This window comes from Pedobacter sp. Bi27 (assembly GCF_918698255.1).
Classification (GTDB): domain Bacteria; phylum Bacteroidota; class Bacteroidia; order Sphingobacteriales; family Sphingobacteriaceae; genus Pedobacter.
In genome coordinates this window covers 500742-519123 of sequence record NZ_CAKKMW010000003.1, presented here as the reverse complement: position 1 = coordinate 519123, position 18382 = coordinate 500742, and the positions used below count along the sequence as shown (strand labels likewise).

Below are 18382 nucleotides of genomic sequence, written 5' to 3'. Positions count from 1 at the left end.
TTATTGAATATATAGTAACATGAAAAAAGTTAATTACCCTTTTGAGGTAATTAACTAGTTCATTTATTACTTTGAGTACAACTCGATGATTAAGTTTTCCTTGATGTTTTCAGGAATCTCATCACGTTGAGGGTAGGTTAAGAATTTACCAGTTAATTCACTAGCGTTCCACTCTAACCAAGCAAACTTATTAATAGTTCTACCTGCAACTGAGTTACTAATTGATTCTAAAGATTTAGATTTTTCACGAACAGCAACCACATCACCAGCTTTTAACTGATATGAAGGGATATTTACAACTTCACCATTCACGGTAACGTGTTTATGGCTAACTAACTGGCGTGCACCAGAACGGGTTGTTGAAATACCTAAACGGTAAACTGTATTATCTAAACGTGCTTCTAATAACTGAAGTAAGTTATCACCGGTAATACCTGCACGAGAAGATGCTTTTTTAAACAAGTTACTGAATTGTTTTTCTAATACACCATAAGTATATTTTACTTTTTGTTTCTCCATTAACTGGATAGCATATTCAGATTGTTTTCCTCTTCTTTTGGATGAGCCATGTTGCCCAGGAGGATAATTTTTTCTGTCTAACACCTTATCAGGACCGAAGATTGGTTCTCTGAATTTACGGGCGATTTTTGATTTTGGGCCTGTATATCTTGCCATTTTTTTTCTGTTTTAAAGTACCGTCAGGCCTGTAACCTGAGATTCTTAGCTTTAAAATTAATTAAACTCTTCTCTTTTTAGGAGGACGACATCCGTTGTGAGGAAGTGGAGTAATATCTTTAATAGATGTTACTTCGATACCTGCTACTTGCAAAGTTCTGATTGCAGATTCACGACCTGAACCTGGACCTTTTACAAATACTTCAACTTTACGTAAACCTAAATCAAACGCAACTTTACCACAATCTGAAGCTGCTTGACCAGCTGCATATGGTGTGTTCTTTTTAGAACCTTTAAAGCCCATTTTACCAGCAGAAGACCACGAAATAGTCTGTCCGTTGTTGTTTGTTAAGGTAACGATAATGTTGTTGAAAGTAGCATTGATATGCGCCTGACCAACAGACTCAATTACAACGATACGTTTTTTTGTTACTTTTTTACTCTTAGCCATTTTATCTTTTAGATTTTAGATATGAGACTTGAGATATGAGACTTTCTCTACCCCGACACTCAGTATCCTACTTTTTATCTTTTATTCCAGATTTGAGCAGATTTTAAAGATATGGTGCTCACATCTAAAATCTCATACTTCATATCTATCTATTACTTAGTAGCTTTTTTCTTGTTAGCAACTGTTTTTCTCTTACCCTTACGAGTACGTGAGTTGTTTTTAGTACGCTGACCACGAGAAGGTAAACCTTTTCTGTGACGTAAACCACGGTAACAACCAATATCCATTAAACGTTTGATGTTTAACTGAACCTCTGAGCGTAAAGCACCTTCTACTTTAATCTCATCGTTAATCATTGTACGGATAGCTGATAACTCATCATCAGACCAGTCTTGTACTTTTTTGTTCAAGTCGATACCTGCTGTAGTTAATATACGTTGTGCAGTTGTTCTGCCAATTCCGTAGATATACGTTAAACCGATCTCTCCTCTTTTGTTTCTTGGTAAATCAATACCTGAAATCCTTGCCATATTTATTTATTTTTTGAGTAACTCCGAACGGCGGGCCACCGTTGTGCGGTTCATTACAATATTTTTAATTACCCTTGACGTTGCTTGTATTTAGGATTTTTCTTGTTGATTACGTAAAGTTTACCTTTACGGCGAATAATCTTACAATCAGCGCTACGTTTTTTAATTGATGATCTAACTTTCATTTTATTTGTATCTATAAGTAATGCGTCCCTTTGTTAAATCATAAGGAGACATTTCCAATTTAACTTTATCTCCAGGAAGAATTTTGATGTAGTGCATCCTCATCTTTCCTGAAATATGCGCAATAATCTCATGCCCGTTCTCGAGTTCTACCCGGAACATCGCATTGGATAATGCTTCTCTTATTACTCCGTCTTGTTCAATTGAGGCTTGTTTAGCCATATTTTATTGATTGTTACTTAATTAGCTGCTTCTAAACAGGGTTGCAAAATTAAATAAAAAATTTTAATTATTTATTTTTTTTGTTGTAAAACTTCTTCTATTATAGAAAACGTTGATAAAACATCTGCTTTGCCCTTTTTTACGGCTACTGTGTGTTCAAAATGTGCCGATGGTTTATTGTCTTTACTGGTTACCGTCCATCCATCGTTATGGAATTTAACACCGGCTACGCCTGCATTGATCATGGGTTCTATCGCAATTACCATTCCTTCTTCAAGTTTTGGCCCTGCACCACGTTTCCCATAATTCGGAACTTCCGGTTTTTCATGAAGTTTTACACCAACACCGTGTCCAACAAGTTCTCTTACTACACCAAATCCATTAGCTTCTGCATACTGCTGAACAGCGAAACCGATATCACCGATCCGCATACCAACAACAGCTTTTTCTATACCCAATTCCAGGCAACGTTTAGTAACCTCAACCAACTTCTGTTTTTCAGCATCAATTTCTCCGATAGAGAAAGTATAGGCCGAATCGCCAAAGTAATTGTTTTTAATCACCCCACAATCAACTGAAATTAAATCGCCTTCCTGGATTACGTATTCGCTTGGAAAACCATGAACAACCTGTTCATTTGGCGAAATACATAAAGAATTAGGGAAACCATTATAATTTAAAAATGCCGGAATCGCTCCATGGTCACTTATAAATTCGTAGGCTAGTTTATCTAACTGGATAGTAGTCATGCCTGCTTTTATCACCTTGGCCACTTCGGCCAACGTTTTAGAAACAAGCATGGAACTTTCTCTTATTAACTCGATCTCCTCAAGAGATTTGTAATAAATTTTAGACATCCGTTACACTACAACGCTGCGTTGCTACTTGCAGCAGGAACACCTGTTCTGCCAGTAACTCTACCCGTTTTCATCAAACCATCGTAATGGCGCATCAATAAATAACTTTCGATCTGCTGTAAAGTATCCAATACAACACCAACTAAAATCAATAAAGAAGTACCACCGAAGAAGTGCGCAAACTCTTGTTTAATGCCGAACTTAACCGCTAACGAAGGTAAAATAGCAATGATCGCTAAAAATACTGCACCTGGGAAAGTGATTTTAGAAATTACATCATCAATAAAAGTTGATGTTGCAAAACCCGGTTTAACACCTGGGATAAAACCACCGTTTTTCTTCATATCGTCGCTCATTTGAGTTGGATTAACTGTAATTGCAGTATAGAAGAAAGTAAATGCGATAATTAAAAATGCGAACGTTAAGCTATAAGCCAACGAAGTTGTGTTGCTGAACTGGATTAACCAAGAACCTTGTAATGAAGGAACAAACTGCATTAAAGCACCTGGAATAAACATTAACGCTTGAGCGAAAATGATCGGCATAACACCAGCAGCATTTACCTTTAAAGGAATGTACTGACGAACACCACCAAACTGGCGGTTACCAACTATTTTCTTTGCGTATTGTACAGGTACTTTACGTACACCTTGAACAATTAAAATGGTAAACATTACCACAGCAAATAATGCAACGATCTCTAAAACCAATGCAACCGGGCCTCCACCTTCACTAGATGAGCCTACACGTGCACTAAATTCTTGAGAAATTGCAACTGGTAAACGGGCAATAATACCAACCATGATGATCAGTGATGTACCGTTCCCAATACCTTTATCAGTAATTTTTTCACCTAACCACATTACAAATAATGTACCTGCTGTTAATACAAACGTAGATAACACTAAGAATAAAGTATTTGGCAATAAAATAGCTTCTGCGGGAACTTGCGTTTTAACGTAACCAACAGATTGAACGATTGTGATCGCTACCGTTAGGTAACGGGTAATCTGGTTCATTTTCTTTCTACCACTTTCGCCCTCTTTCTGCATTTTTTGGAAAGAAGGAACAGCAATACCCAATAGTTGCACCACAATCGATGCAGAGATATAAGGCATTACCCCCAACGCTAAAATAGACACACGAGAGAAAGAACCTCCGGCAAACATATCTAGTAAGCCTAAAATTCCTGATTTTTCGTTATTGCCTAAAGCAGTTGGATCTACACCTGGTAAAACCACGTGAGATACGAAACGGTATACCAAAAGAATTAAGAGCGTAAACAATATACGCTCTTTTAATTCCTGAATTTTCCAGATATTACTTAAAGTAGTAAATAGCTTCTTCATTTAATAATTACAATTTTACAATAGAACCACCTGCAGCTTCAATAGCTTTTTGTGCGGTTGCAGAGAACGCATGTGCTGTAATTTCTAGCTTTGCTTTAACTTCACCACGACCTAAAATTTTAACCAAGTCGTTTTTAGAAGCTAAACCATGTGCTTGTAAAGCAGCGAAATCGATAGTTGTTAAGCTGTGTTTTTCAGCTAAAGCTTGTAAAACATCTAAGTTTACACCAACATATTCTGTACGGTTGATTGGTTTGAAACCAACTTTAGGCACACGACGTTGTAAAGGCATTTGACCACCTTCGAAACCGATTTTGGTTTTGTGACCTGAACGAGAACCCGCACCTTTGTGACCACGAGTTGAAGTACCGCCACGACCAGAACCTGTACCACGACCAATTCTTTTGCTGTTTTTTGTAGAACCTACTGCAGGTTTTAAATTACTTAAATTCATTTTTTTGAATTTGTGTTGCCCTTCGCTTTCACTAAACAGGTACAACGATTAAACATATATAAAGGTAGTACAGGCTTTTACCCATACTACCTTTAAAACTTTTACTAGATTGCTTCGATTGCTACCAAATGGTTCACTTTGCGAACCATACCGATAATTTGTGGAGTAGCTTCAACCTCAACACTTTGGTTCATTTTAGATAAACCCAAAGCCTGAACGGTTCTTTTTTGGCGCTCGCTTCTGTCGATAACGCTTTTTACTTGTGTTATTTTGATCTTAGCCATGATATTATCCGTTAAATACTTTGTTTAAATCTATACCACGAGTTTGAGCTACTGTATAAGCATCACGCATTTTAGTTAATGCATCAACAGTTGCTTTTACCACGTTGTGTGGGTTAGATGATCCTTTAGATTTTGCCAATACGTTATGCACGCCAGCACTCTCTAATACAGCACGCATCGCACCACCAGCAATTACTCCGGTACCTACTGCAGCTGGTTTGATTAAAACAAAACCACCTGAGAATTTACCGATTTGCTCGTGAGGAACAGTACCGTTTAAAATTGGAACTTTTACCAAGTTCTTTTTAGCATCATCCACACCTTTAGCGATTGCTTCAGTTACTTCTTTCGCTTTACCTAAACCGAAACCAACAACACCGTTTTCATCACCTACAACAACAATTGCTGAGAAGCTGAAAGTACGGCCGCCTTTGGTTACTTTGGCAACGCGTTGTATACTAACCAAACGATCCTTTAATTCGATATCGGTGGTTTTTACTCTTTTTATATTAATAGTTGACATCTTACTTTTTCTTCAGATTAAAATACTAAACCAGCTTCGCGGGCACCCTCTGCCAACGATTTTACACGACCGTGGTATAAATAGCCATTTCTATCGAAAACAACTTCTTTAACACCTGCAGCGATTGCTTTTTCGGCAACTAATTTGCCTACTGCTACCGACTGATCGCTTTTGTTTCCAGTACCAGTAAAATCTTTCGATAATGATGATGCTGATGCTATTGTTTTACCGGTTACATCGTTAATTACCTGCGCATAAATCCCTTTATTGCTTCTATATACAGATAACCTTGGACGTTCTTCCGAACCGGTAAGTCTTTTTCTGATCCCTTTTTTAATACGATCTCTTCTTGATAATTTTTTACCTGCCATGATTACTATTTTTTAGATGCTGATTTACCTGCTTTTCTTCTTAACACTTCACCTACAAACTTGATACCTTTACCTTTATATGGCTCTGGTGCACGTAACGAACGGATTTTCGCTGCTACCTGACCGATCAATTGTTTGTCAATACTTTCTAAAATGATTTTAGGCGTTTGACCTTTTTCTGAAGATGTAGTTACTTTAATCTCTTCTGGTAACTGGAATACATAGTGGTGAGAATAACCTAAAACTAGATCTAGTGTATTACCTTGGTTTGTAGCACGGTAACCAACACCTACTAATTCTTGAGTTAATTTATAACCTTCTGTAACACCAACAACCATGTTGTTAAGCAATGAGCGATATAAACCGTGTAATGCTTTGTGTTTCTTTTGTTCTGAAGGACGTTGAACTGTTAAAATTCCGTCTTCTTGACTTACAGTGATATCTGTATCAACTGCTTGTGTTAATTCACCTTTAGGACCTTTTACAGTTACTACGTTATCTTTTGATACGGTAATTGTAACACCTGCAGGGATTGTAATTGGGGCTTTTCCTATTCTTGACATTGTGCTGTTCTCCTAATATTAATAAACGTGACACAATACCTCACCACCAATGTTTAATTTGGCTGCTTCTTTATCGGTCATTACACCTTTAGAAGTAGATAAGATTGCGATACCTAAACCGTTTAATACTCTTGGCATATTTTCAACACCAGCATAGTTTCTCAAACCTGGTTTACTTACTCGCACTAATGTACGAATAGCAGGAACTTTAGTAATTGGATTGTATTTCAAAGCAATTTTAATGGTGCCTTGAACTGTAGTATCTTCAAACTTGTAGTTCGCGATGTAACCTTTGTCAAAAAGAACTTTAGTAATTTCTTTTTTAAGGTTTGATGCAGGAATTTCTACAACACGGTGGTTGGCCTTAATGGCATTCCTTACTCTTGTTAAATAATCTGCTATTGGATCTGTATTCATTTTTTATTGTTTTTGATAGTGGTTTCCTTCTGCTACCCAGCTGTGGGACCTGCTACCGGTTAAAATTCTTTTTTAGAGTTTATAGACATAAGTATCAAGTATCAAGAAACCAATTGGTCTCGATACTTGATACCCAGTACTAGCTACTTTATATTACCAAGATGCTTTTTTAACACCTGGTATTTTACCGTCTAGTGCCATCTGGCGGAACGTTACCCTTGAAATACCAAAGGTACGCATATATCCACGAGGACGACCAGTTAATTTACAACGGTTGTGTAAACGTACCGGAGATGAGTTTTTAGGTAATTTATCTAAACCCTCGAAATCTCCTGCAGCTTTTAATACTGCACGTTTTTCAGCGTATCTAGCTACCAATTTTTGGCGCTTAACTTCGCGTGCTTTTACACCTTCTTTTGCCATTATTCTGCTGTTTTTTGATTTTTAAATGGTAATCCGAATTGTTTCAATAACTCAAGCGCCTCAACGTCAGATTTTGCCGAAGTTACGAAAGTTATATCCATACCTAAAATTTTATTGATTTTATCGATATTAATCTCAGGGAAGATGATTTGCTCAGTAACACCTAATGTATAGTTACCTTTTCCATCAAATCCTTTATCATTAATACCTTTGAAATCGCGGATACGAGGCAAAGCTACAGAGATCAAACGATCTAAGAACTCGTACATGTTGTTATCGCGTAACGTAACACGTACACCTACTGGCATACCTTTACGTAATTTAAAGTTAGAGATATCTTTCTTTGAATTAGCCGGAACCGCTTGCTGACCAGTAATGGTAGTCAACTCAACGATAGTGGTATCCATTATTTTCTTATCAGTAACAGAAAAACGACCAACACCCTGATTGATACAGATTTTTTCCAATTTAGGAACCTGCATTACAGTTTTGTACTGAAATTTTTCTTTTAGTGCATTTACAACTTCTTCTTTGTATTTGCTTTTTAATCTAGGTGTAGCCATTATTTAATCTCCTCTCCTGAAATTTTAGCAACTCTAACTAATTTACCATCTGCGTTAAGTTTACGACCTACGCGGGTGGCTTTACCAGATTTTGGATCAACCAACATCAAGTTAGAAATGTGAAGAGCAGCTTCTTTTTTAATAATACCACCGTTAGGATTAGCAGCATTTGGTTTAGTATGTTTAGATACTAAGTTAATGCCTTCCACAATGGCTCTGTTTTTATCTATAAGTACTGAAAGTACTTTTCCTTGTTGACCTTTTGAATCGCCAGCAATGACTTTAACTAAATCTCCTGTGCGGATTTTAAGTTTTGATGGTGTATTTACTTTGTTTCCCATTTTATAATACCTCCGGTGCTAATGATACAATTTTCATGAATTGTTTTTCACGTAGTTCTCTCGCAACCGGGCCAAAGATACGTGTACCTCTTGGCTCATCCTGTGCGTTCAATAATACAGCAGCATTATCGTCAAAACGGATATAAGAACCATCTTTACGACGGATTTCTTTTTTAGTTCTTACAACAACTGCTTTAGAAACTGTACCTTTTTTAATGTTACCTGAAGGTAACGCGCTTTTTACGGTAACAACTACTTTATCACCAATTGAAGCATAACGTTTGCCGGTTCCACCTAGCACGCGAATTACTAATACTTCTTTTGCGCCGCTGTTATCAGCAACGTTTAATCTCGATTCCTGTTGTACCATCTTATTTAGCTCTTTCTAAAATTTGTACCAATCTCCAGTTCTTGTTTTTACTCAAAGGACGAGTTTCCATAATCAATACTGTATCACCGATACCGCATTCGTTTTTCTCGTCGTGAGCCATAAATTTGGTAGTTTTCTTTACGAACTTACCATAAATCGGGTGTTTTACTTTACGTTCCACACTCACTACAACAGATTTATCCATCTTGTTGCTTACCACTAACCCGGTTCTTGTTTTTCTTAATTGTCTTTCCATGTCGACTCTCAAATTATTTAGTTTCAGTAGCTGACTCAGTGTTTTTCACTTTAGTCAACTCAGTGTTTAAACGGGCTATGTCTTTCCTTACTTTTGCAATGCGTGAAGGATTTTCGATAGCTGAAATAGTGTGAGCGAACTTCAATTTTGATAAGTTCTCTTTTTCTTCCGCAATCTTAGCTACTAATTCTTCTTTTGAAAGCCCTGTGATTTCTGAATTTTTCATTTTTCTTTTTCTTTTACGTTGAGTGTAGCGGTTATAATAAACAAGTATTTACAACATTCACCTCAACACTTTACTATGCTTCTACGTAATCTCTACGTACTACGAATTTGGTTTGGATCGGTAATTTCTGAGCTGCTAAACGTAATGCTTCTTTAGCAACTTCTAAAGGCACACCTTCAGCTTCGAAAATTACGCGTCCTGGTCTTACAACTGCTACCCAATACTCAGGAGCACCTTTACCTTTACCCATACGTACCTCAGCAGGTTTTTTAGTTACCGGTTTGTCCGGGAAGATCCTGATCCATACTTGGCCTTCACGTTTCATGAAACGAGTTACGGCAATACGGGCAGCCTCTATCTGACGACTTGTGATCCAAGTAGCTTCTAGAGATTTGATACCGAAAGATCCGAATGCTAACTCAGCTCCACGAGAAGCTAAACCCTTCATTCTGCCTTTTTGCATCTTCCTGAACTTCGTTCTTTTTGGCTGTAACATTTTATTTTGTTCTAATCGTTAAACGATGTTAATAAATCAATTATTTACGAGGACCTCTGTTAGCGCCTGCGCCACCACCTCTGTTTGCACCACCTTGGCCCGGACCACGACCACCGCCTTGGTTTCCACCACGTCTGTCGTTACCACCGCCACGGTTATCTCTTCCACCACCACGGTTATCTCTTCCACCACCACGGTTATCTCTTCCACCGAAAGCTGGTTTATCTGATGCGCCTTTTGGACCGTTGTTTGTTGCACCAATGTTTGGAGACAAATCACGTTTTCCATAAACCTCACCTTTACAGATCCAAACTTTAACACCTATTTTACCATAAGTAGTTAAGGCTTCAGCTAAAGCGTAGTCGATATCAGCACGGAATGTATGCAAAGGCACTCTTCCTTCTTTGTACTGCTCGGTACGTGCCATCTCAGCACCACCTAAACGACCAGAAGTCATGATTTTGATACCTTCAGCACCCATACGCATGGTTGATGCGATAGAAGATTTCATTGCTCTACGGAATGAGATCCTTGCTTCTAATTGTTTTGCAACACCTTCTGCAACTAATTGTGCATCAAGCTCTGGGCGTTTAATTTCGAAGATGTTAATTTGAATTTCCTTTTTAGTTAATTTCTTTAACTCTTCTTTAATTTTATCAACCTCAGCACCTGCTTTACCGATTACGATACCTGGACGAGCTGTGTGGATAGTTACCGTGATACGTTTTAACGTACGCTCGATTACTACTTTTGCAACACCGCCTTTAGCGATACGGGCAGAAAGGTATTTTCTTATTTTCTCATCTTCAACTAATTTATCGGAGTAGTTGTTGCCACCGAACCAGTTAGAATCCCATCCTTTGATGATACCTAACCTGTTACCTATTGGATTTGCTTTTTGTCCCATTTCCTAAAATTAGTTTTGAGTTGTTTCTGTACTTTTACTATCTACAATCAGCGTTACGTGGTTAGAACGCTTACGAATTCTATATCCACGGCCTTGAGGAGCTGGACGTAAGCGTTTCAACTGACGGCCACCATCAACCATAACTGTTTTTACAAAAAGTTGGTTTTCTTCAGGGCGAGCACCTTCATTTTTAGATTCCCAGTTTTTGATAGCAGATAATAATAATTTCTCAACTCTTATTGCTGCTTCTTTATTGGTAAACTTTAAAATGCTTAATGCTTTTTCTACACGTTCACCTCTGATAAGATCTACAACCAAACGCATCTTACGCGGTGAGGTTGGACAATTGTTTAATTTTGCTATTGCTTCCATTGTCTAATTATTTTTTCTTTTCAGCGTGTCCTCTGAATGTTCTGGTTGGAGCAAATTCTCCCAACTTGTGACCAACCATGTTTTCTGTTACGTACACAGGGATAAATTTATTTCCGTTGTGTACAGCAAATGTATGATTCACGAAATCTGGTGATATCATTGATCTGCGAGACCAAGTTTTGATTACAGACTTTTTGCCTGAATCATTCATAGAGTTTACTTTTTTCTCTACGTTATGGTCAATATAAGGTCCTTTTTTTATCGAACGAGCCATTATTTCTTCCTTCTCTCTATGATGTAACGATTAGAATATTTTTTAAGTTCTCTGGTTTTGAAGCCTTTAGCTAAAACACCATTTCTTGAACGTGGGTGACCACCTGATGATCTACCTTCACCACCACCCATTGGGTGATCGACAGGGTTCATCGCTACCGGTCTAGTTCTCGGACGACGGCCCAACCAACGTTTACGACCAGCTTTACCTAATACTTCGTTTGCGTGATCTGAGTTAGATACAGCACCGATAGTAGCAAGACAAGTAGTCAAGATTAAACGGGTTTCGCCTGAAGGCATTTTTAAAGTAGCATATTTACCATCGCGGGCAGCTAATTGTGCGTAAGCACCTGCACTACGAGCTAATTGTGCTCCTTTTCCAGGATGGATCTCTACGTTGTGTACGATAGAACCTAATGGAATGTTCGATAATTTTAAAGTGTTACCTACTTCTGGTGTTGCTTTGTCGCCCGATAATAATACCGAACCAACTTGCAATCCTTCAGGAGCGATGATATAACGCTTCTCGCCATCTGCATAATGTAATAATGCGATGCGGGCAGTACGGTTTGGATCGTATTCAACAGTAGCTACTGTTGCAGGAATATCGAATTTATCGCGTTTGAAGTCGATTAAACGATATGATTTTTTGTGACCACCGCCCATGTAGCGCATAGTCATTTTTCCTGTGTTGTTACGTCCACCAGACTTTTTTGATGATACAACCAATGATTTTTCGGGCTTGGTTGCTGTAATCTCCGTAAAACTAGCACCAACTCTGAAGCGGGTACCTGGAGTAACTGGTTTAAATTTTCTTAAGCCCATAGTTATAATGAATTATTAAATTAAAGGGTTGCGTAATAATCTATTGTTTCGCCGTCTTTTAACGTTACGATTGCTTTTTTGTATTTCGGGCTACGGCCAGATACAAAACCTGCTTTAGTGTAACGAGATTTAGCTTTTCCATCAACAACCATTGTGTTAACTGCAACGATGGTAACACCGTACAATTTCTCAATTGCTTGTTTAATCTGGATTTTGTTAGCCTTGTGGTTAACGCTAAATGTGAAACGGTTAGATTTCTCAGTTAAAGCTGAAGCTTTTTCGGTTAATATTGGTTTTTTTAAAATTTCCATATTATTTGGCAAACGCCTCCTCCAAAGTTTTAACAGAATCAGCAGTTAACACAAGTACTCCAGCGTTTAATACATCATAAGTATTTAAATCTGCTGCCGAGATTACTTTAGTTTTCTGAATGTTTCTGCTTGATAAATAGATATTATTATTTTGCGCAGGTAAAACCAATAAAGTTTTTTGAGTACCTACGTTTAACGCAGCCAATAAACTTGTATAGTTTTTAGTTTTAGCTGTATCGAAGTTGAAATCTTCTAAAACTACCACGTTGTTGTCTTTTGCTTTATAAGCTAAAGCTGATTTACGTGCTAATGATTTTAATTTCTTGTTCAATTTAAAGCTATAATCACGTGGCTGAGGACCGAAAACACGACCACCACCGTTAAATAACGGAGATTTAATGCTACCAGCACGGGCACCACCTGTACCTTTTTGTTTGTATAGTTTACGAGTTGAACCAGCAATCTCATTACGTTGTTTAGATTTGTGAGTACCTTGACGTTGGTTAGCCAAATACTGTTTTACATCTAAATAAATCGCGTGGTCGTTAGGCTCGATACCAAATACCGATTCAGGAAGTTGCACCTTGGCACCTGTTTCTTTACCTGAAATGTTTAATACTTTAACTTCCATCTGATTACTTGTCTAAGATTACGTAAGAACCTTTAGCTCCTGGAATGGAACCACTAACTACTAATAAGTTTTGCTCAGCATAAACTTTCAAAACCTGTAAGTTCTGAACTTTTACCCTGTCTCCACCTGTTCTTCCAGCCATGCGCATTCCTTTGAATACACGTGAAGGGAATGACGATGCTCCCAATGAACCTGGGGCACGTAAACGGTTATGCTGACCGTGAGTCTGCATACCAACACCGGCAAATCCGTGGCGTTTTACAACACCTTGAAAACCTTTACCTTTTGAGGTACCTACAACATCAACAAAATCGCCTTCTGCGAAAGAATCAACCGTTACCACATCACCTAAATTAAGTGAAGTTGTAAACGAATCAAATTCTACCAGCTTGCGTTTCGGAGTTGTGTTTGCTTTCGCGAAATGGCCTTTCAATGGTTGAGTTGTGTTTTTCTCTTTTTTCTCATCGTAACCCAACTGGATTGATGAATAACCATCTACTTCTTCGGTTTTTACCTGTGTAACTACACAAGGTCCAGCCTCGATTACCGTACAAGGAATGTTTCTTCCTTCGGCATCAAAGATACTGGTCATTCCTACTTTTTTTCCAATAATTCCTGACATTTTATCTTTTCTTTTTAACACCCATCGAAGCAGTAGGGCTTCGTTCAAGGTGGTTGTACATCCCCCGAAAGGGACGGCAAAGATAGGCAAGAAATATTAATTTTCAAATAGTTAGCCAAATATTTTTTCAAATAAATTGCTGATATGATGGGATTTAACTAAAAAAGAGATGTTAATGTGCCAAACCACCATTTAAACTGATGGTTATGATCGCTAAAATGATAAATCCAATGAGTACATATAGGTAATCGCGTTCGATTAAAAAGCTGAAAATAGCAAAAACAATACGTGCAATTGGCGTAAAAATGAGCATCAGGATGCCAAACTGCACAATTGCATCTCCCTGAAAAGTAGATACCCCCTTAAATATGGCCACTATAGAAGAAAACTTGCTTAGCTCGGGTTTAAAAACTTTATAGTCGGTAACTGCCCCTTTGTTATGGATCAGGAAAATGGCACCCCCTATTAATACAATGCTCATCGAAATAATTACACCTGCACGCAGAAGCGTACCCAAAATTACCTGAATATCCTTATCGTTTAGGTTTTCTTTTCCGGCTGTATCCATTATAACCCGCTTATTCCTTTATATATCATTTGCAGTGCCAAAAAGGTAACTACAATGGCAAATACAATTTTAAGTTTATCCGTTTTGGCTCTTAACAAAACTTTCGAGCCAACTGTTGCCCCTGTTAAAACGCCGATACAGACTGGCATGGCAATACCCGGATCTATCTGACCACGATGTAAATAAACCACCGCACTCGCCGCTGCCGTAACACCCATCATAAAATTACTGGTAGTGGTTGATACCTTAAAAGGCAAACGCATAATGTTATCCATCGCGATTACTTTTAATGCTCCACTCCCTATACCCAGCAAACCTGATAATGTTCCGGCAAAAAGCATCATTAAAAAACCTCCGGGAACATGTTTTACTGCATATGGATGATCTATACCTTTATCCGGATAAGATCCATTGAGTTTAAAAAAATTCGCCCATTTATCGGTATGGTCTAAAGTAGTATGATCTACCTTTTTCTTTAGCGTCATGATGGCCGAAAAAATCAGGATACAGCCAAATAGAATAGCAATATAATTGGCATTGAGATAAACGGCTACAATTGCACCGCACACCGCACCAATTGTGGTAGCGATTTCTAAAAACATCCCAATTCGGATATTGGTAATGCCTTCTTTTACATAAGCCGCTGCTGAACCTGAAGAGGTAGCGATAACAGAAACAATTGATGCGCCTATGGCATAATGGATATCAACCCCTAGTGCTAAAGTGAGTAATGGAATAATAATCACTCCCCCACCCAAGCCCGTCAGTGAACCCAATAATCCGGCTAAAAAAGCACCTAATAAAATGATAATGGTAAACAACAATACCGACATGCGGGCAAATATAATGCACTCTTTTTGGGTAAACGAAGAATTAAGGGAATAAAATAAAGTCTATATGTTATATGGATGATATAAGATGGGAGGTGGAAAATGGAAGATGTTAGAGGATAGCAAATGATTAAATTTACTTATAATACAAAGGGGTTTTACTTGTATGGCGTAAGCGTACTATTCGTATTTGGGTAGCAGTGATTTTATACGACACCCTGTAATGGTATTTTTCGAAGGCTCTCCAACTACCATCATTGTCAATCTTATATTTATCAAGAGCATATTTTTCAGAATGTTTACTAAGGGCTATTGTTAGATCAATAATTTCGTCACGAACCAATATTGCGTGTTTTAAAGAATCTAAAGCAATATAGTTAAAAACTTTTTTTAATTCTAACCTTGCCCCCTTTACTCCAAACAACTACCATTTACTAGCTTCAGCTTTTAGTTGGGTTGCTGAAATAAAATCACCCTGTTCTATTTCTGAATTTCCAGCTTCAAGATCTGCATTATATTCCTCCAAGGTCTGGGCTTCATCAACTAACCTCTCTGATTTATCAATATTATAATTTAAACCCAAGGCATCTAAAACAGCCTTAACAGCTTTTTCTGATTTCTTATTGTCAATATTTACAGTTAAAGTTATCATAATAATAAAGTTAAAAAATAATAGGGAGAAATGTTTGATTGTTTAAGCTATTAAAACTGTTTAATTGTAAAATTGTTGCCAAGCCTAATTACAATTTATAATATAGCTTACTTTCCTTATTTAAATCAACACCCCGAAAACTTTCAAGTAGTTCGAAAGCAATTTGCCGAACAGTTTCGGGTATTGGGTCGATAGTTGATTTGTTTCCTCCGGCATCTTTAACCGTCCAGCCTGAAGTATTAAGCAACAATGAACTGGAACTAGCCAACGATTTAATTATTTTAGCCCTCGTAAAAGCAATCCCGTCCGAATCAACGATCACTTTTTTATTGTTCCACCAGTTTTCTTGCGATACCCTTGTTAAAGCAGAACGGTCTAATTTGGCCGAATAACTCCAGCCTCTTCCGGCATGATGTGCCAGTTTCAATAAGCCGATAAAGTTGGTGAGGCTTTTAAAATTGTAAGCCTCCGAACTACAATACATATCGAGATGATTTAATTTAAGCTGACTCAACAATGCTTTTACCTGATCGGAGTTATGGAAAAACACGACGATTTTTTCGGCAATGGATGGAATAACAACATCAGTTCCTTTATCGTACTCCCCACAAAGTATTTCTATCTCTATTAATTGTTGTTGCAACAACGAAACCAGTTCAGGTTTATTCAGAATGATCTTCATCCCTGGCAGCTACTTGCCTAATCGCTTAATCATTTCCGCACTTAAATCTCTTCCATCATTTAAACGGTTGGCGAAAAATGATTTGGCCGCTTCGAAATGTTCTTTGTAACCTTTTAAATCGCCATAGCCAATAATCGATGCCCATTCGTGCACCGCGGTGTGGAATTCTAAATCATCTCCGCGGATAGATTTATCATATAAAGCAGTATTAATCGATTCCTCTAACATTGCTTCATTTTTGAAAAGATATTCGGCAATGCCCAGCCTCAATTTAAAAGGTGGGGTTTGGCAGATCAGGTTATCATAAGGGTTTACACCCATTTTATACCAGGCATATACCATGCTCAGCAAACTTAAATGCGAATTTGGTTTCTGTTTATGGCTGGCATCCGATAGGCTGAATTCTTTCATGATGTTATCATCCAACAGTAAAAGCGAACGGCTTTCATGAAAAACGAAATCGCGTGCAGCATAAATCTTTTCCCTAAACTCCGCCTCATTCTCGCAGATCATCAGCTTAAACAGTTCCGATTCGGCCTGTGCATAATATTTTACCTGTTTCTGAGCATAAGGATTTAAAATGGCCAAACCAGCATAAATATGAGATTTGTAACTAAAAATTCTCAGCGTGGTCAAAATTTTCACATTATCGATTCCACCCGCATATGCCGGATTATCCCAAGGGAAAAAACCCGCATTTTTCCATGCCGAGCCCATGCTTTCGAATCCCATGTGTGTTACTGCCTGTGTATCGGCCACAATACGGTCGTGCTCCCTATAATCGTCCATTTCAATAATGTTCGATTTTAAAGATTTGTAAATTTCTAATGCTTTGGCATAAACAGCATCGGTAGCACGGTGACGTACTACCACAAGTGTTTGCCCTTCCGGACTAAATGCTGGACCATGCAAAGAATGACAGGTTACAATCTGGGTATCCGCTGGAAGGTGTTTTTCGAAAGCAGCAATTTCGGGATGTTTAACCGAGGTTTGTCCGGCAACTATGGCGCCATATTTTGTTGAGCGGGCAAAAGCAGCTACCACTTCATCAATTTTTTCGGCTTCAACGCAATAGATAATAAAGTCTGATTTACGGGCAACCTCATGGCCATCGATTAAAACTTCGATTCCTTTAGGTTCCAGCTCTTTTTTTAAATCTGTAAAACGCAAGGGCATATCTGCCCCACATACCTTATAACCAGCGTTTAAGAACGATAGCGCATACAATTTGCCCATATCGCCCAAACCAATAATTCCTATTTGCATGAAACAAATGTAACCTATCGCAAATAAATTTATAATAAAACTTAGATAAAATTGTTATTTAGAATGTTAAACCAGAACAATTTTATCGATTTGCCAAAACCTTAAACAAATTTTATTAACCGGAAAATGGATAAAAATGTAGTTTTACATTCTAACACCTATATTTAAACTATGCAGAAAATTAAACACACCCTATTGTTTTTAGGCGCTATGCTATTTTTAAACGTTGCCTTTGGGCAAACTTTACCTGACACTACGAAAAATACCGATCCTTCTTTAAATGGCCAGTATCAGTTCATGTTAAAGAAATCTAAAAACTTCAACGGCGCAAGGCTGATCAATCCATCACGGTTATCATCTTTATGGAAAAGTGTTAGTGATACGCTCAGAAAAGAACGCAAGCAGCTGCAGGAAGCCCGTCAGGAAATTAAAGCACAAGCCGATAACATTTCGAGCTTAAAAGGCGAAGTAAATGGAAAAGAAAGTTCCTTAGCCAATGCCAACGCTGCTGTTAATGAAATTAAATTTTTAGGCATATCCTTCAATAAAGGCACTTATAATACCATTGTTTGGGCCATTATTATTGTACTTGGGGTAGGTTTGGCCTTTGTAATTTTCCAATCGGGTAAATTAAGGCACGAAGCGAAGTACAGAACCGAGCTTTACCAAGAGGTGGCCGATGAATTTCAGGCACACAAAGTAAAAGCAAAAGATAAGGAAATGAGACTCGCCCGTGAGCTGCAGGACGAGCGTAATAAATGGGATGATGGCCGGGGAAGGTAATCGAAGACCTTTTAGTTAACTGAAAAAACTTACTTTTTTTTTAGAAAAGCAGGGCTTGTGGTACTTCGGTTCCGCTAGCCCCGCCATTCGCTTTACCTCACTACGT

At 38.0% G+C, this 18382-nt stretch carries 33 protein-coding genes and 1 pseudogene; 2 read left to right on the top strand and 32 right to left on the bottom strand.

The window, feature by feature from the left end; all coding sequences use genetic code 11:
• Positions 1 to 66: 66 nt before the first annotated feature.
• The 31 genes from rpsD to LQ227_RS12210 form a co-directional block, all read right to left on the bottom strand.
• Positions 67 to 675, bottom strand: coding sequence for a 30S ribosomal protein S4 (gene rpsD / locus LQ227_RS12360; RefSeq protein WP_029282720.1), 609 nt, complete (start codon positions 673 to 675; stop codon positions 67 to 69).
• Positions 676 to 736: 61 nt separating this feature from the next.
• Positions 737 to 1126 (bottom strand): 30S ribosomal protein S11, encoded by a 390-nt coding sequence (gene rpsK / locus LQ227_RS12355; RefSeq protein WP_025145207.1) that lies wholly within the window; start codon positions 1124 to 1126, stop codon positions 737 to 739.
• A gap of 152 nt (positions 1127 to 1278) precedes the next feature.
• Entirely contained in the window at positions 1279 to 1656 is a 378-nt protein-coding gene (rpsM, locus tag LQ227_RS12350; RefSeq protein WP_010599886.1) for a 30S ribosomal protein S13, read from the bottom strand.
• Between the two features lie 68 nt (positions 1657 to 1724).
• Positions 1725 to 1841 (bottom strand): 50S ribosomal protein L36, encoded by a 117-nt coding sequence (gene rpmJ / locus LQ227_RS12345; RefSeq protein WP_010599887.1) that lies wholly within the window; start codon positions 1839 to 1841, stop codon positions 1725 to 1727.
• Position 1842: 1 nt separating this feature from the next.
• On the bottom strand, positions 1843 to 2061 hold the full coding sequence (gene infA, locus LQ227_RS12340; protein ID WP_010599888.1) for a translation initiation factor IF-1: 219 nt from the start codon (positions 2059 to 2061) through the stop codon (positions 1843 to 1845).
• 71 nt (positions 2062 to 2132) lie between these two features.
• Positions 2133 to 2918, bottom strand: a complete 786-nt coding sequence (map, locus tag LQ227_RS12335) for a type I methionyl aminopeptidase (RefSeq protein ID WP_230149484.1) — start codon at positions 2916 to 2918, stop codon at positions 2133 to 2135.
• 8 nt (positions 2919 to 2926) lie between these two features.
• Positions 2927 to 4267, bottom strand: a complete 1341-nt coding sequence (gene secY / locus LQ227_RS12330; protein WP_029278656.1) for a preprotein translocase subunit SecY — start codon at positions 4265 to 4267, stop codon at positions 2927 to 2929.
• 7 nt (positions 4268 to 4274) lie between these two features.
• Positions 4275 to 4721, bottom strand: coding sequence for a 50S ribosomal protein L15 (gene rplO / locus LQ227_RS12325; protein ID WP_025145210.1), 447 nt, complete (start codon positions 4719 to 4721; stop codon positions 4275 to 4277).
• Positions 4722 to 4825: 104 nt separating this feature from the next.
• The gene (gene rpmD, locus LQ227_RS12320; protein ID WP_010599892.1) at positions 4826 to 5005 is read right to left on the bottom strand and encodes a 50S ribosomal protein L30; all 180 of its coding nucleotides are present in this window, start codon (positions 5003 to 5005) and stop codon (positions 4826 to 4828) included.
• A gap of 4 nt (positions 5006 to 5009) precedes the next feature.
• Positions 5010 to 5528 carry a 30S ribosomal protein S5 gene (gene rpsE, locus LQ227_RS12315; protein ID WP_010599893.1) on the bottom strand — a complete coding sequence of 173 codons (519 nt, stop codon included), beginning with the start codon at positions 5526 to 5528 and terminating at the stop codon, positions 5010 to 5012.
• A 17-nt stretch (positions 5529 to 5545) separates the two neighbouring features.
• The gene (gene rplR, locus LQ227_RS12310) at positions 5546 to 5899 is read right to left on the bottom strand and encodes a 50S ribosomal protein L18 (RefSeq protein ID WP_029278655.1); all 354 of its coding nucleotides are present in this window, start codon (positions 5897 to 5899) and stop codon (positions 5546 to 5548) included.
• Between the two features lie 5 nt (positions 5900 to 5904).
• Complete coding sequence (rplF, locus tag LQ227_RS12305; protein WP_029278654.1) at positions 5905 to 6462, bottom strand: 50S ribosomal protein L6; 558 nt, start codon at positions 6460 to 6462, stop codon at positions 5905 to 5907.
• A gap of 18 nt (positions 6463 to 6480) precedes the next feature.
• The gene (rpsH, locus tag LQ227_RS12300; protein ID WP_010599896.1) at positions 6481 to 6879 is read right to left on the bottom strand and encodes a 30S ribosomal protein S8; all 399 of its coding nucleotides are present in this window, start codon (positions 6877 to 6879) and stop codon (positions 6481 to 6483) included.
• Positions 6880 to 7032: 153 nt separating this feature from the next.
• Positions 7033 to 7302, bottom strand: a complete 270-nt coding sequence (gene rpsN / locus LQ227_RS12295; protein ID WP_025145214.1) for a 30S ribosomal protein S14 — start codon at positions 7300 to 7302, stop codon at positions 7033 to 7035.
• Complete coding sequence (rplE, locus tag LQ227_RS12290; RefSeq protein ID WP_086547740.1) at positions 7302 to 7868, bottom strand: 50S ribosomal protein L5; 567 nt, start codon at positions 7866 to 7868, stop codon at positions 7302 to 7304. The genes rpsN and rplE overlap by 1 nt, the downstream gene beginning before the upstream one ends.
• On the bottom strand, positions 7865 to 8206 hold the full coding sequence (rplX, locus tag LQ227_RS12285; RefSeq protein ID WP_029278653.1) for a 50S ribosomal protein L24: 342 nt from the start codon (positions 8204 to 8206) through the stop codon (positions 7865 to 7867). The genes rplE and rplX overlap by 4 nt, the downstream gene beginning before the upstream one ends.
• A gap of 1 nt (position 8207) precedes the next feature.
• Complete coding sequence (rplN, locus tag LQ227_RS12280; RefSeq protein WP_010599900.1) at positions 8208 to 8576, bottom strand: 50S ribosomal protein L14; 369 nt, start codon at positions 8574 to 8576, stop codon at positions 8208 to 8210.
• Position 8577: 1 nt separating this feature from the next.
• A complete protein-coding gene (gene rpsQ / locus LQ227_RS12275) occupies positions 8578 to 8832 on the bottom strand; it encodes a 30S ribosomal protein S17 (RefSeq protein ID WP_010599901.1) in 255 nt (84 codons plus the stop codon).
• Positions 8833 to 8845: 13 nt separating this feature from the next.
• A complete protein-coding gene (gene rpmC, locus LQ227_RS12270) occupies positions 8846 to 9058 on the bottom strand; it encodes a 50S ribosomal protein L29 (protein ID WP_025145217.1) in 213 nt (70 codons plus the stop codon).
• Positions 9059 to 9131: 73 nt separating this feature from the next.
• Positions 9132 to 9554, bottom strand: coding sequence for a 50S ribosomal protein L16 (rplP, locus tag LQ227_RS12265; RefSeq protein ID WP_010599903.1), 423 nt, complete (start codon positions 9552 to 9554; stop codon positions 9132 to 9134).
• A 40-nt stretch (positions 9555 to 9594) separates the two neighbouring features.
• Positions 9595 to 10461, bottom strand: a complete 867-nt coding sequence (gene rpsC / locus LQ227_RS12260; RefSeq protein WP_230149482.1) for a 30S ribosomal protein S3 — start codon at positions 10459 to 10461, stop codon at positions 9595 to 9597.
• Positions 10462 to 10470: 9 nt separating this feature from the next.
• Positions 10471 to 10833 (bottom strand): 50S ribosomal protein L22, encoded by a 363-nt coding sequence (rplV, locus tag LQ227_RS12255; protein ID WP_029278650.1) that lies wholly within the window; start codon positions 10831 to 10833, stop codon positions 10471 to 10473.
• Positions 10834 to 10840: 7 nt separating this feature from the next.
• Positions 10841 to 11107: a 30S ribosomal protein S19 gene (gene rpsS / locus LQ227_RS12250; RefSeq protein ID WP_010599906.1), complete on the bottom strand. Its 267-nt coding sequence runs from the start codon at positions 11105 to 11107 to the stop codon at positions 10841 to 10843.
• Complete coding sequence (gene rplB / locus LQ227_RS12245) at positions 11107 to 11931, bottom strand: 50S ribosomal protein L2 (RefSeq protein WP_029278649.1); 825 nt, start codon at positions 11929 to 11931, stop codon at positions 11107 to 11109. Before rplB ends, rpsS begins: the two co-directional genes overlap by 1 nt.
• Positions 11932 to 11951: 20 nt before the next feature.
• On the bottom strand, positions 11952 to 12242 hold the full coding sequence (gene rplW / locus LQ227_RS12240) for a 50S ribosomal protein L23 (protein WP_029278648.1): 291 nt from the start codon (positions 12240 to 12242) through the stop codon (positions 11952 to 11954).
• Position 12243: 1 nt separating this feature from the next.
• Positions 12244 to 12873: a 50S ribosomal protein L4 gene (gene rplD / locus LQ227_RS12235; protein WP_029278647.1), complete on the bottom strand. Its 630-nt coding sequence runs from the start codon at positions 12871 to 12873 to the stop codon at positions 12244 to 12246.
• 4 nt (positions 12874 to 12877) lie between these two features.
• Positions 12878 to 13495 carry a 50S ribosomal protein L3 gene (rplC, locus tag LQ227_RS12230; protein ID WP_029278646.1) on the bottom strand — a complete coding sequence of 206 codons (618 nt, stop codon included), beginning with the start codon at positions 13493 to 13495 and terminating at the stop codon, positions 12878 to 12880.
• A 172-nt stretch (positions 13496 to 13667) separates the two neighbouring features.
• Positions 13668 to 14063 carry a DUF1634 domain-containing protein gene (locus LQ227_RS12225; protein ID WP_230144619.1) on the bottom strand — a complete coding sequence of 132 codons (396 nt, stop codon included), beginning with the start codon at positions 14061 to 14063 and terminating at the stop codon, positions 13668 to 13670.
• The gene (locus tag LQ227_RS12220) at positions 14063 to 14896 is read right to left on the bottom strand and encodes a sulfite exporter TauE/SafE family protein (protein ID WP_230144618.1); all 834 of its coding nucleotides are present in this window, start codon (positions 14894 to 14896) and stop codon (positions 14063 to 14065) included. Before LQ227_RS12220 ends, LQ227_RS12225 begins: the two co-directional genes overlap by 1 nt.
• A gap of 421 nt (positions 14897 to 15317) precedes the next feature.
• On the bottom strand, positions 15318 to 15545 hold the full coding sequence (locus LQ227_RS12215) for a hypothetical protein (protein ID WP_230144617.1): 228 nt from the start codon (positions 15543 to 15545) through the stop codon (positions 15318 to 15320).
• An 88-nt stretch (positions 15546 to 15633) separates the two neighbouring features.
• Positions 15634 to 16227, bottom strand: coding sequence for a hypothetical protein (locus LQ227_RS12210; protein ID WP_230144616.1), 594 nt, complete (start codon positions 16225 to 16227; stop codon positions 15634 to 15636).
• Positions 16228 to 16364: 137 nt separating this feature from the next.
• Between LQ227_RS12210 and LQ227_RS25635 the strand changes: the two genes are divergently transcribed.
• Entirely contained in the window at positions 16365 to 16415 is a 51-nt protein-coding gene (locus LQ227_RS25635) for a Com family DNA-binding transcriptional regulator (protein WP_371823055.1), read from the top strand.
• A gap of 763 nt (positions 16416 to 17178) precedes the next feature.
• On the opposite strand, the pseudogene LQ227_RS25630 reads toward LQ227_RS25635, so the two are convergent.
• Positions 17179 to 17463: pseudogene (locus tag LQ227_RS25630) on the bottom strand (NAD(P)-binding domain-containing protein); the annotation flags it as partial.
• Between the two features lie 201 nt (positions 17464 to 17664).
• Here LQ227_RS25630 and LQ227_RS12200 point away from each other — a divergent pair.
• The gene (locus tag LQ227_RS12200; protein ID WP_230144614.1) at positions 17665 to 18276 is read left to right on the top strand and encodes a hypothetical protein; all 612 of its coding nucleotides are present in this window, start codon (positions 17665 to 17667) and stop codon (positions 18274 to 18276) included.
• Positions 18277 to 18382 lie beyond the last annotated feature (106 nt).

Bases quoted from the DNA above. Each gene is read 5' to 3' on its own strand.
- rpsD (WP_029282720.1), bottom strand. From the start codon at position 675: ATGGCAAGATATACAGGCCCAAAATCAAAAATCGCCCGTAAATTCAGA.
- rpsK (WP_025145207.1), bottom strand. From the start codon at position 1,126: ATGGCTAAGAGTAAAAAAGTAACAAAAAAACGTATCGTTGTAATTGAG.
- rpsM (WP_010599886.1), bottom strand. From the start codon at position 1,656: ATGGCAAGGATTTCAGGTATTGATTTACCAAGAAACAAAAGAGGAGAG.
- rpmJ (WP_010599887.1), bottom strand. From the start codon at position 1,841: ATGAAAGTTAGATCATCAATTAAAAAACGTAGCGCTGATTGTAAGATT.
- infA (WP_010599888.1), bottom strand. From the start codon at position 2,061: ATGGCTAAACAAGCCTCAATTGAACAAGACGGAGTAATAAGAGAAGCA.
- map (WP_230149484.1), bottom strand. From the start codon at position 2,918: ATGTCTAAAATTTATTACAAATCTCTTGAGGAGATCGAGTTAATAAGA.
- secY (WP_029278656.1), bottom strand. From the start codon at position 4,267: ATGAAGAAGCTATTTACTACTTTAAGTAATATCTGGAAAATTCAGGAA.
- rplO (WP_025145210.1), bottom strand. From the start codon at position 4,721: ATGAATTTAAGTAATTTAAAACCTGCAGTAGGTTCTACAAAAAACAGC.
- rpmD (WP_010599892.1), bottom strand. From the start codon at position 5,005: ATGGCTAAGATCAAAATAACACAAGTAAAAAGCGTTATCGACAGAAGC.
- rpsE (WP_010599893.1), bottom strand. From the start codon at position 5,528: ATGTCAACTATTAATATAAAAAGAGTAAAAACCACCGATATCGAATTA.
- rplR (WP_029278655.1), bottom strand. From the start codon at position 5,899: ATGGCAGGTAAAAAATTATCAAGAAGAGATCGTATTAAAAAAGGGATC.
- rplF (WP_029278654.1), bottom strand. From the start codon at position 6,462: ATGTCAAGAATAGGAAAAGCCCCAATTACAATCCCTGCAGGTGTTACA.
- rpsH (WP_010599896.1), bottom strand. From the start codon at position 6,879: ATGAATACAGATCCAATAGCAGATTATTTAACAAGAGTAAGGAATGCC.
- rpsN (WP_025145214.1), bottom strand. From the start codon at position 7,302: ATGGCAAAAGAAGGTGTAAAAGCACGCGAAGTTAAGCGCCAAAAATTG.
- rplX (WP_029278653.1), bottom strand. From the start codon at position 8,206: ATGGGAAACAAAGTAAATACACCATCAAAACTTAAAATCCGCACAGGA.
- rplN (WP_010599900.1), bottom strand. From the start codon at position 8,576: ATGGTACAACAGGAATCGAGATTAAACGTTGCTGATAACAGCGGCGCA.
- rpsQ (WP_010599901.1), bottom strand. From the start codon at position 8,832: ATGGAAAGACAATTAAGAAAAACAAGAACCGGGTTAGTGGTAAGCAAC.
- rpmC (WP_025145217.1), bottom strand. From the start codon at position 9,058: ATGAAAAATTCAGAAATCACAGGGCTTTCAAAAGAAGAATTAGTAGCT.
- rplP (WP_010599903.1), bottom strand. From the start codon at position 9,554: ATGTTACAGCCAAAAAGAACGAAGTTCAGGAAGATGCAAAAAGGCAGA.
- rpsC (WP_230149482.1), bottom strand. From the start codon at position 10,461: ATGGGACAAAAAGCAAATCCAATAGGTAACAGGTTAGGTATCATCAAA.
- rplV (WP_029278650.1), bottom strand. From the start codon at position 10,833: ATGGAAGCAATAGCAAAATTAAACAATTGTCCAACCTCACCGCGTAAG.
- rpsS (WP_010599906.1), bottom strand. From the start codon at position 11,107: ATGGCTCGTTCGATAAAAAAAGGACCTTATATTGACCATAACGTAGAG.
- rplB (WP_029278649.1), bottom strand. From the start codon at position 11,931: ATGGGCTTAAGAAAATTTAAACCAGTTACTCCAGGTACCCGCTTCAGA.
- rplW (WP_029278648.1), bottom strand. From the start codon at position 12,242: ATGGAAATTTTAAAAAAACCAATATTAACCGAAAAAGCTTCAGCTTTA.
- rplD (WP_029278647.1), bottom strand. From the start codon at position 12,873: ATGGAAGTTAAAGTATTAAACATTTCAGGTAAAGAAACAGGTGCCAAG.
- rplC (WP_029278646.1), bottom strand. From the start codon at position 13,495: ATGTCAGGAATTATTGGAAAAAAAGTAGGAATGACCAGTATCTTTGAT.
- LQ227_RS12225 (WP_230144619.1), bottom strand. From the start codon at position 14,063: ATGGATACAGCCGGAAAAGAAAACCTAAACGATAAGGATATTCAGGTA.
- LQ227_RS12220 (WP_230144618.1), bottom strand. From the start codon at position 14,896: ATGTCGGTATTGTTGTTTACCATTATCATTTTATTAGGTGCTTTTTTA.
- LQ227_RS12215 (WP_230144617.1), bottom strand. From the start codon at position 15,545: ATGATAACTTTAACTGTAAATATTGACAATAAGAAATCAGAAAAAGCT.
- LQ227_RS12210 (WP_230144616.1), bottom strand. From the start codon at position 16,227: ATGAAGATCATTCTGAATAAACCTGAACTGGTTTCGTTGTTGCAACAA.
- LQ227_RS12200 (WP_230144614.1), top strand. From the start codon at position 17,665: ATGCAGAAAATTAAACACACCCTATTGTTTTTAGGCGCTATGCTATTT.